We start from the raw sequence: 9,730 nt of genomic DNA on the forward strand, positions 1-9,730 counted from the left end.
CTACTCCGCCGCCGTATCGGGCATCGACAGCCCATGAAGGTTAGCGTAGATCCGCGTGGCGAGCGCGTCGTTGATCCCTTCCACCTTGGCGATCTCGGCCTGGCCGGCGGCCTTGAGCCCGGCCAGGCCGCCGAAATGCTTGAGCAGGCTGGCCCGGCGGCGCGGACCGATGCCGGGGATGTCCTCCAGCTTGCTGGTCATGCGCGCCTTCTGCCGGCGCCCGCGATGGCCGGTGATGGCGAAACGGTGCGCCTCGTCGCGCACCTGCTGGATGAACTGCAGCGCTGGAGACGCGGCCCCGGGCCGCAGTTCGCGCCCGTCCGGCAATACCAGCGTTTCGTGCCCGGCCCGGCGTTCGGCGCCCTTGGCCACACCGACCAGGGTCACCCCCTCCACGCCCAGGTCCGCCAGCGCCGCCTGCGCCTGCGCCAGTTGCCCGGCGCCGCCATCGATCAGCAGCACGTCCGGCAGCACGCCCTCTTCTTCCACCGCACGGCGGAAGCGGCGCTCGATCGCCTGGTGCATGGCGGCGTAGTCGTCGCCGGGCTCGATGCCGCTGATGTTGTAGCGCCGGTACTGCCCGCGCACCGGGCCGCTGGCATCGAACACCACGCAGGAGGCCACCGTCGCCTCGCCCATGGTGTGGCTGATGTCGAAGCACTCCACCCGCTTGACCGGTTCGGCCAGCCCCAGCATCTCGCGCAATGCCTCGCTGCGGGCATGCTGCGCGCTGCGGCTGCCCAGTTCGGTGGCCAGGGTGATCTGCGCGTTGCGGCTGGCCAGCTCGACGTACCCGGCACGTTCGCCGCGCACGTTCCACTTCAGCAGCACCTTGCGCTCGGCCGAGGCGGCCAGCGCCGACTCGATCAGCCCGGCGTCGGGGATTTCGCGGTCCAGCAGGATCTCCGGCGGCGGCGCCTGCTCGGCGTAGTACTGCGACACGAACGCGGCCAGCACTTCGGCGGCGCTGTCCTCGCCGTTGGTGCGCGGGAAGAATGCGCGGGTGCCGAGGTTGCGGCCGTCGCGGAACGCCAGCAGCAGCACGCAGGCGCTGGCGCCCTGGGTGGCGCAGGCCAGCACGTCGAGATCGGCGGCACGGCCGTCGACGTACTGGCGGCTCTGCATGCTGCGCAGCGAGGCGATCAGGTCGCGCAGGCGCGCGGCGCGTTCGAATTCCAACGCCTCGCTGGCCTGCTGCATCGCCTGCGCCAGCTCGTCGGTGAGCTGGTCGCTCTTGCCTTCCAGGAACAGCGATGCGCGCCGCACCGCCTCTGCGTACTCGTCGGCCGGCACCAGCCCCACGCACGGCGCGCTGCAACGGCCGATCTGGTACTGCAGGCACGGCCGCGAACGGTTGCGGAAAACGCTGTCCTCGCAGCTGCGCAGCTTGAACAGCTTGTGCATCAGGTTCAGCGTCTCGCGCACCGCGGTCACGCCCGGGTACGGGCCGAAGTAGCGCCCCGGCACCGCGCGCGGTCCGCGGTGCAGGGCGATGCGCGGCCATTCCTCGCGGGTCAGCAGCACGTGCGGGTAGGTCTTGTCGTCGCGCAGCGAGACGTTGTAGCGCGGCGACAGCGACTTGATCAGCTGGTTCTCCAGCAGCAGCGCCTCGGCCTCGGTGCGGGTGACGGTCACGTCCATGCGCGCCACCTGCGACAGCATCATCATGATCCGCGTGGTCTTGGGCGAACCGTTGAAGTAGCTGCCGACGCGCTTGCGCAGCGCCCCGGCCTTGCCGACGTACAGCAACGTGTCGTCGGCGGCGTACATGCGGTAGACGCCGGGCGCGGTACTCAGGTTCGCTGCGAACGCCTTGCCATCGAAGCCGGGGACTGCTGCACTGCTCATTCTTCTATCGGCACGTCGCCCAGTTCGCCGCTGGCCGGATCGAAGCACAGCACCGCGTGGGCGTCGGTCTCGGCGATCCAGACCTTGCCGGCCGCCACCGCCAACCCCGCCGGGGCGTGCAGGCGTCGCGGCAGCTTGACCGTGGACAGCTCGCCGCCGCCCAGGCGCAGCGTGCGCAGGGAACCGTTGCCGGTATCGGCGATCCACAGCAACGGCGCATCGGCGCCGAGCGCGATCGCCTGCGGGAACTGCAGCCGCGCGCGGCTGCGCGGGCCGTCCTCGTCGCCGAACTCCCAGGCGCCCTGCCCCAGCAGGGTCTGCACCAGGTCGCCGCGCAACTGCATCGAGCGCACCGCCGAACCCAGCGCGTCGCACACGTACAGCACCTGCTGCACCGCCGCCAGCGCGCAGGGCTGGGCGAAGGCGGCAAGGTGCCCGCTGCCGTCGCGCACTTCCACCGCACCTGCGCCCGCACGCCAGCGCAATGCGCGCGAGCCCAGGTCGTAGCTCCAGATGCGGTTGTCGCCGGCCATGGCGATATGGATCTGGTTGTCGGCGACGACGATGCCGGCCGGATGGTGCAGCGGGCTGTCCCAGGGCTGCGCCAGCTGGCCTTCGACCGGATCGCCGGCACGGCCGTTGCCGCACAGGGTATCGACCTGCCCGGAAAGCAGGTTCACCCGCCGCAGCGCATGGTTGCCGGTGTCGGCCACGTACAGCACGTCGCGCCCCAGCGCCAGGCCGCGCGGCCGGTTGAACGCAGCCTCGCCCATGCCGCCGTTGACCATGTCGGCGGTGCCGATGCCGAACTGGCGCAGGATGCGGCCGGCGTGGTTGCATTCGAGCACCCGGTGGTGGCCGCTGTCGGCCACGTACAGGCGGTCCGCCGTCGCCGCCAGGCCGGTCGGGAAGCGCAGCGCCAGCCGCGGTTCGGCGTTGATCTCGCGGGTGCCGCGCACGTCCTCGTCCAGCGGCTGCGACAAGCCTTCGCACAGGTTGTTGAGCGCACGGTCCAGTTCGCCGCCGATGCCCACCAGCCGCTCGCGCTCGCGCCCCTGCGCATCGATCAGTACCAGCGTCGGCCAGGCTTCCACGTTGAAGCGCCGCCAGGTTTCCCAATTGGCGTCCAGCAGCACCGGCGCGCTGACGCCGTGCCGGCGCAGCAGCTTCAGCGCCTGCTGCGGCTGCCGCTCGAAGTCGAAACGCGGCACCTGCACCACGATCAGCTGCAGCTTGCCGGGGTTGCGCGCCTGCCACTGCGCCAGGTCGGCCAGCCGTTGCGCGCACCACACCGAGGCGGCGTTGGCGAAGGCCAGCACCACGGGGCGGCCACGATGTTCCATCAAGGTGGAAGGCGCGGCGTTGAGCCACGTTCCGAACTCCGGCAGATCCTGTGCGGGTTGAGCGTTCATGGCGCGATTATGCCGGAGTCGGCGTCGCGTACCAGCCGTCTCACGGTGGCGCTGGCCGCCGCGTCCACCAGCGCCCATGCCTGCTCGAAATGCTGCGGGCCGCCGGTGTAGGGGTCGGGGATCGCGTCGTCGCCGTCGATGCCGGCCCACGGCAGCCACAGCGCCAGCCGCTGCCGGCCGGCGGCCGGTGCCAGCCGTGCCGCATCGCGCAGGTTGTTGCCGTCGGCACAGAGGATCCAGTCGAAGCGCTCGAAGTCGGCCGGCTGCAACTGGCGCCCGCGCAACCCCGAGATGTCGACCCCATGCCCGCGGGCGCAGGCGATCGCGCGCCGGTCCGGCGGCTGCCCCACGTGCCAGTCGCCGGTGCCGGCCGAGTCCACCTCCACCCTGCCGGCCAGCGGCGAGCCGGCGATGCGCGCGCGCAAGGCGCCCTCGGCCATCGGCGAGCGGCAGATGTTGCCCAGGCAGACGACCAGCAGCTTCATGCCGAGGCCCGGATCAGCGCCTCGGCCCGGGCCAGGTCCTCGGGGGTGTCGATGCCCGGCGGGAATGGCTCGGGCGACAGCGCCACCGCGATGCGGAAGCCGGCCTCCAGCGCCCGCAGCTGTTCCAGCGACTCCACCTGCTCCAGCCGGCCCGGCGGCATCGCCGCGAACCGGCGCAGGAAACCGGCGCGGTAGCCGTAGATGCCGATGTGCCGCAGCCAGGAGTTATCCGGCAGTTGCTCGCGCGAACGGGCGAAGGCGTCGCGGTGCCAGGGGATCGGCGCCCGGCTGAAGTACAGCGCATCGCCGCGGTCGTTGCGCACCAGCTTGACCACGTTCGGGTCGAACAGGGTCGGCGCATCCTCCACCGGGGTGGCCAGGGTGGCCATGTCCGCGCCGCTGTCGGCCAGCGCCGCCACCACCGCGCGGATGCCGGCCGCCGGCGCGAACGGCTCGTCGCCCTGCAGGTTCACCACCATCGTCGCATCGTCCCAGCCGGCCAGCTGCGCGCATTCGGCCAGGCGGTCGGTACCGGAGGCGTGCGCCGGGTCGGTCATCGCCACCCGCACGCCTTCCAGCCCGTCGATGGCCACGGCGATGCGCTCGTCGTCGGTCGCCACCCATACCTCGCGGGCGCCGGCACGCAGCGCGCGCCTGGCCACGTGCAGCACCATCGGCTCGCCGGCCAACGGCAGCAGCGGCTTGCCCGGCAGGCGGGTGGACGCGTGGCGCGCGGGAATGGCGACGACGAAGTCGGGAACGGGGGCGCTCATGCGCCACCCGCGGTGCCGGGGCCGGCGCTGCTGTTGCTCGATGCCATGTTCGATCTTTCCGCAATCATGTCCGGCCGATAGTGTGCATCAGCCGCACCGCGCCGACGAGCCGCCCGGCGCTCGTCGAATCAGCCCTGCGCCAGCTTGCCGAGGCGGTCCAGCAGCGCCACCCAGAACGCGGCGGGCAACTCCGCGTGCAGCGGCACGCTGTAGTACCAGTCCTTGGCGAAGCCGTGGCACTTGACCGCATCCTTCTCGGTCATCAGCAACGGCAGTTCGCTGCCGAACGACAGGTCGTCGGCCTGGTAGCGGTGGTGGTCGGCGAAAGCGTGCGGCACCACGCCGATGCCGCGCATGCGCAGCATCTCGAAGAAGCGCTGCGGATGGGCGATGCCGGCCACGGCATGCACGCGCTGCCCGGCGAATGCCTGCAAGGGCCGCTCGCGACCGCCGGTGAGCGGCTGCGCGCCGTCGATGCGCAGCCGCATCGGCCATTCGCCGAAACCCGACTGCGGCGCCTCGGGCTGGTCGCTGGCCTGGCCCAGGTTGACGACGCGGAAGTCGCAATCGCGCGCGCGCGCGGCCGGTTCGCGCAGCGGGCCGGCCGGCAGCAGCCGGCCGTTGCCGTAGCGGCGCTGGGCGTCGACCACTTCGATCTCGATGTCGCGCGCCAGCCGGTAGTGCTGCAGCCCGTCGTCGCAGACCACGACATCGCAGCCGGCCTCGAGCAGCGCCCGCGCCGCGGCCACGCGGTCGCGGTCCACGCGTACCGGCACGCCGGTCTTGTGGGCGATCAGCAGCGGTTCGTCGCCGCCCAGTTCCGGCGCGGTCGTGGTGTCGATCCAGCGCGCGGTGGCGGCCTCGTCGCGACCGTAGCCGCGGCTGGCCACGCCCGGCTTCCAGCCGGCATCGCGCAACCGGTTCACCAGCGCGATGGTCAGCGGCGTCTTGCCGGTACCGCCGGCGGTGATGTTGCCGACCACGATCACCGGCACCGGCACCTGCCGGCTGCGCAGCCAACCGCGCCGGTACAGCCAGCGCCGCAGCGCTGTCGCCGCGCCGTAGACCGGCGCCAGCAGCCGTGCCGGCAACGGCACCGACCCGCCGCCATACCAGTACGACGGAGTATCCGTACCACGCTGCGCCATCAGGACTGCCTTTCCCGGAACTGCATGTTGTGCAGGTGTTCGTACAACCCGCCCAGCGCCAGCAGCTGCTGGTGGGTGCCGCGCTCGACGATGCGGCCGTGGTCCATCACCAGCACCTGGTCGGCGTGTTCGATGGTGGACAGGCGGTGCGCGATCACCAGGGTGGTGCGCTCGGGCATCAGCTTCTGCAGCGCATCCTGCACCAGCCGCTCGGATTCGTTGTCCAGCGCCGCGGTGGCCTCGTCCAGGATCAGGATCGGCGCATCGCGCAGGATCGCGCGGGCGATCGCCAGGCGCTGGCGCTGGCCGCCGGACAGCAGCGCGCCGTTCTCGCCCACCGGCGTCTGCAGCTGCTGCGGCAGGCGCTCGATGAACTCCCAGGCATTGGCGGCCTCGGCGGCGGCGCGGATCTGCGCCTCGCTGGCCTCCATGCCATAGGCGATGTTGGCGGCGATGGTGTCGTCGAACAGCATCACCTTCTGCCCCACCAGCGCGATCTGCCGGCGCAGGTCGGCCAGGCGGTAGTCGGCCAGTTCGACGCCGTCGAGTGTGATGCGGCCGCCGCTGGGCTCGTAGAAGCGCGGCACCAGCCGCACCAGGCTGGTCTTGCCGCTGCCGGAACGGCCGACGATGGCGGTCACCGTGCCGGGACGGGCGACGAAGCTGATGTCGTCCAGCGCCAGCCCGGCATCCTGCTGGTAACGCAGCATCACGTGCTCGAAATCCAGCTCGCCGCGGGCGCGCTGCAGTGGGCGCTGCCCCTGGTCGCGCTCTTCGGGCATGTCGAGGATGGAGAACAACCGCTCGGCCGCGGCCACGCCGCGCGAGATCGAGGTCTGCACGCTGGTCAGCCGGCGCAGCGAGGGGATGATCGCCATCATCGACGCCATCAGCGACATGAACTGGCCGGCGTTCAGGCGCCCGGCCAGCGATTCGCGGGTGGCCACCCACACGATCACCGCCAGCGCCAGCGCGGCCAGGAACTGCACCGTGCTCGAGGCCCCGGCGCGGGTGGTCTCCACCTTCATGTTCAGCCGCAGCATGCGGTTGGCCAGCGCCGCGTAGCGCGAGATCTCGTGCTGCTGGGCGCCGTGCACCTTCACTTCCTGCTGCGCCGCCAGCGACTGTTCGGCGGTATGCGCCATCGAGCCCATGCCGTCCTGGATGCCGCGGCTGATGCGGCGGTAGCGCTTGCCCACGTAGGACACGATCAACCCGATCAGCGGCACCACCAGCAGCATCGCCAAGGTGACCTTGACGCTCATCTGCAGCATCACCGCCAGCATCGCGATGATGGTCAGGCCGTCGGCGACGATGGTCTTGAGCGAATCGGCGCTGGCCTGGGTGACCTGCTCGGTGTCGAAGTTCAGGCGGCTGACCATCACCGGCGTGGCCTCGCCGTCGAAATGCGTGGACGGCAGGTGCAGGTACTTGACCAGCACCTGCTCGCGCAGGTCGCGGACCACGCTGCGGCCGGTGCGGGCCATGCAGTAGTCGCTGACGAAGGTGGCCACGCTGCGCATCAGGAACAACGCCAGGATCGCCAGCGGCAGCAGCACCGCCATCCGCGGTTCGGGATTGACGAAGCCGCGGTTGAGCATCGGGTCCATCAGCCGGGTGAAGAAATAGCCGGCCCCGGCTTCGACCACCATCGCCACCAGCGCCAGCACCAGGAAGGTGGAATAGGCGCGGGTATAGCCCAGCAGCCGCCGGTAGATCGGCCATACCGGCGTGTGCTTGTCGCTCATCGGTTCACTTCCGGCGCGGTGGCGATGGCGATGCGGCGGAAGCCCAGCTGCCCCAGCGCGTCCTGCGCGGTGACCACGGCCTGGTACGGCGTGCGCGCGTCGGCGCGCAGCAGCACGGTCTGCTCGCGGTCGTCGCCGGCCACCTGGGCGATGGTCTGCTTCACCGACTCCACGTCGGTACGCAGCACTTCCTGGTCGTTGATGAAGTAGCGGCCCTCGGCGTTGACCAGCACGCTCAGCGAGCGCGGTGGCTCGGGATTGTTCTGGTCGCTGGCGGTGGGCAGCTGCAATTGCAGCGTGGAGCGCGCGTCGAAGGTGGTGGTGACCACGAAGAAAATGATCAGCACCAGGATCACGTCGATCAGCGGCACCAGATCGATATGCGGCTCGTCGTGCGCACGGTCGTCGCGGATGCGCATCCGGTTCAGCCCTTGGCCGTGGCCGGAGTGCGCGGCGCGGCCGGCGCCGACTTGGCCGCCGCAGCCATCACCGCCGGACGCCCGTCCAGTGCATCGAGCAGCGCGGTCGCCTCCTGTTCCATCTCGATCACGTAGCCACCGATGCGGCCCTTGAAATAGCGGTGGAACATCAGCGCCGGGATCGCCACGATCATGCCGGTGGCGGTGCAGACCAGTGCCTTGCCGATGCCGCCGGCCAACTGGTTCACGTCGCCCACGCCATGGTCGAGGATGCCCAGGAACATCTGGATCATGCCGATCACGGTGCCGAGCAGGCCCAGCAGCGGCCCGGCCGAGGCCACCGTGCCCAGCGTGTTGAGAAAGCGCTCCATGCGGTGCACCAGGTGGCGGCCGGTGTCCTCGATCCGCTCGCGGATCTGGTCGCGCGGGCGGTTTCGCGCCTCCAGCGCCGCAGCCAGCAGCGCGCCCAGCGGCGAATTGGCCCGCAGCGACTCGATGTGCGAAGCGTCGAGCTTGCCGCGCGCGGCCCAGTTGCGGACCTCCTGGCCCAGCCCGGGCGGCAGCACTTCGTTACGCCGCAGGGTCCAGAAACGCTCCAGGACAATCGCCAACGCCAGCACGCCCAACAGCAGCAGCGGCACCATCGGCCAGCCGCCGGCCTTGACCAGTTCCCACACGTTTCAATCCTCCGGCACATCGGCCGCCTGTTTGACGGCCGATAGGATAGCAGCCGTCCGCGCCCGCCCAGCGGCATCCCACAAACGTGAACGCCAGGCCCGCCGTTCCCTCACCTGGAGCCCGTCGGCGCCCAGCCAGACCCGCACCGCGCCGCTGTCCGCGGTCGCCAGCACCTCGGCGCCGGCCGCCTGCCAGCGGCGGACGACCTCGGCCCGCGGATGGCCGAAACGGTTGCCGTGCCCGGCCGACACCAGCACCAGCCGCGCCCCGGTGGACTCGACGAACGCCCGCTGCGACGAACCGGCGCTGCCGTGGTGTGGCGCCAGCACCACGTCGGCGCGCAGGTCGGCGGCCGCATCGCGCAGCAATCGCCGCTCGATGACCTCGCCGATGTCCCCGGTCAGCAGCATCGCGCCATGCGCCGACTCCACCCGCAGCACGCAGCTGGATTCGTTGCGCAGATAGGGAAACGCCGGGGACGGGTGCAGGAAGCGGAAACGGACGCCGTCCCAATCCCAGCCCTCGCCCGCCACGCACGGGGTATCGCCCGGTGGCGGCGCGCCTTCCGGCGCATGCCACCCCGCTACCGGCAGCACCGCCCGCACGGCATCGAAGCCGCCGGCATGGTCGTTGTCGCCATGGCTGACCACGGCCCGGTCCAGCCGGGCCACGCCCAGCGCACGCAGGGCCGGCACCACCGCGCGCTCGCCGGCATCGAAACCGTCGCGCACCGCCGGCCCGGCGTCATAGAGCAAGGCGTGGTTGGCCGTCCGCAGCAGCAGCGACAGCCCCTGCCCCACGTCGATCATCACCAGTTCCACCTCGCCCATCCGCGGCAGCTCGCGCGCCGGCCACAACAGCGGCAGCCACAGCAGCAACGCCAGCGCCTTGCCCGGTACCGCCCGCGGCAACAGCAACCAGAACGCCCCCAGCAGGGCCAGCGGCAAGGCCCAGCCGCGCGCCTCGGGCAGCCACCACAGCGAGAAACGCCCCTGCCCCAGCCATTCGAACAGCGGCCAGCTCAGGTCGAAACACCACGACGACGCCCGCCACGCCCAGGCACCCCACCCCGCCTGCACCGCCTCCAGACCGGTGCCCAACCGACGTCCCCCCGCCTTCAGTAGCACGGCGGTTTAGAGTCCGGGATCAATCGTAGCGGATGCCAGCTGGCTGGCGTAGTCGCTCGGGGTCAGTCCGCCGAGCACCTTCTTGGGTCGCT

8 protein-coding genes and 1 pseudogene are annotated in these 9,730 nt (G+C 71.2%); all 9 read right to left on the reverse strand.

The annotated features are described in order from the left end of the window. Positions 1 to 1,848, reverse strand: coding sequence for an excinuclease ABC subunit UvrC (gene uvrC / locus OK345_RS16330; protein ID WP_265129069.1), 1,848 nt, complete (start codon positions 1,846 to 1,848; stop codon positions 1 to 3). Then, the gene (locus OK345_RS16335; protein WP_265129070.1) at positions 1,845 to 3,260 is read right to left on the reverse strand and encodes a hypothetical protein; all 1,416 of its coding nucleotides are present in this window, start codon (positions 3,258 to 3,260) and stop codon (positions 1,845 to 1,847) included. Before OK345_RS16335 ends, uvrC begins: the two co-directional genes overlap by 4 nt. Continuing rightward, positions 3,257 to 3,745: a low molecular weight protein-tyrosine-phosphatase gene (locus OK345_RS16340; protein WP_265129071.1), complete on the reverse strand. Its 489-nt coding sequence runs from the start codon at positions 3,743 to 3,745 to the stop codon at positions 3,257 to 3,259. Before OK345_RS16340 ends, OK345_RS16335 begins: the two co-directional genes overlap by 4 nt. After that, complete coding sequence (gene kdsB / locus OK345_RS16345) at positions 3,742 to 4,518, reverse strand: 3-deoxy-manno-octulosonate cytidylyltransferase (RefSeq protein WP_265129072.1); 777 nt, start codon at positions 4,516 to 4,518, stop codon at positions 3,742 to 3,744. The genes OK345_RS16340 and kdsB overlap by 4 nt, the downstream gene beginning before the upstream one ends. A 128-nt stretch (positions 4,519 to 4,646) precedes the next feature. Next, positions 4,647 to 5,666, reverse strand: coding sequence for a tetraacyldisaccharide 4'-kinase (lpxK, locus tag OK345_RS16350; protein ID WP_265129073.1), 1,020 nt, complete (start codon positions 5,664 to 5,666; stop codon positions 4,647 to 4,649). Continuing rightward, positions 5,666 to 7,414, reverse strand: coding sequence for a lipid A export permease/ATP-binding protein MsbA (gene msbA, locus OK345_RS16355; protein ID WP_265129074.1), 1,749 nt, complete (start codon positions 7,412 to 7,414; stop codon positions 5,666 to 5,668). Before msbA ends, lpxK begins: the two co-directional genes overlap by 1 nt. Continuing rightward, positions 7,411 to 7,833: an ExbD/TolR family protein gene (locus OK345_RS16360; RefSeq protein ID WP_265129075.1), complete on the reverse strand. Its 423-nt coding sequence runs from the start codon at positions 7,831 to 7,833 to the stop codon at positions 7,411 to 7,413. Before OK345_RS16360 ends, msbA begins: the two co-directional genes overlap by 4 nt. Before the next feature lie 5 nt (positions 7,834 to 7,838). Then, positions 7,839 to 8,510, reverse strand: coding sequence for a MotA/TolQ/ExbB proton channel family protein (locus tag OK345_RS16365; RefSeq protein WP_265129076.1), 672 nt, complete (start codon positions 8,508 to 8,510; stop codon positions 7,839 to 7,841). Continuing rightward, positions 8,404 to 9,611: pseudogene (locus OK345_RS16370) on the reverse strand (ComEC/Rec2 family competence protein); the annotation flags it as partial. The gene OK345_RS16365 and the pseudogene OK345_RS16370, both read right to left, overlap by 107 nt. Positions 9,612 to 9,730: the final 119 nt, after the last annotated feature.

Origin of the sequence: Xanthomonas chitinilytica, from assembly GCF_026107455.2 — a bacterium.
GTDB classification, from domain to species: Bacteria; Pseudomonadota; Gammaproteobacteria; order Xanthomonadales; family Xanthomonadaceae; genus Stenotrophomonas; species Stenotrophomonas chitinilytica.

Excerpts from the sequence above, each read along its gene's own strand:
- uvrC (WP_265129069.1), bottom strand. The coding sequence starts at position 1,848 with ATGAGCAGTGCAGCAGTCCCCGGCTTCGATGGCAAGGCGTTCGCAGCG.
- OK345_RS16335 (WP_265129070.1), bottom strand. The coding sequence starts at position 3,260 with ATGAACGCTCAACCCGCACAGGATCTGCCGGAGTTCGGAACGTGGCTC.
- OK345_RS16340 (WP_265129071.1), bottom strand. The coding sequence starts at position 3,745 with ATGAAGCTGCTGGTCGTCTGCCTGGGCAACATCTGCCGCTCGCCGATG.
- kdsB (WP_265129072.1), bottom strand. The coding sequence starts at position 4,518 with ATGAGCGCCCCCGTTCCCGACTTCGTCGTCGCCATTCCCGCGCGCCAC.
- lpxK (WP_265129073.1), bottom strand. The coding sequence starts at position 5,666 with ATGGCGCAGCGTGGTACGGATACTCCGTCGTACTGGTATGGCGGCGGG.
- msbA (WP_265129074.1), bottom strand. The coding sequence starts at position 7,414 with ATGAGCGACAAGCACACGCCGGTATGGCCGATCTACCGGCGGCTGCTG.
- OK345_RS16360 (WP_265129075.1), bottom strand. The coding sequence starts at position 7,833 with ATGCGCATCCGCGACGACCGTGCGCACGACGAGCCGCATATCGATCTG.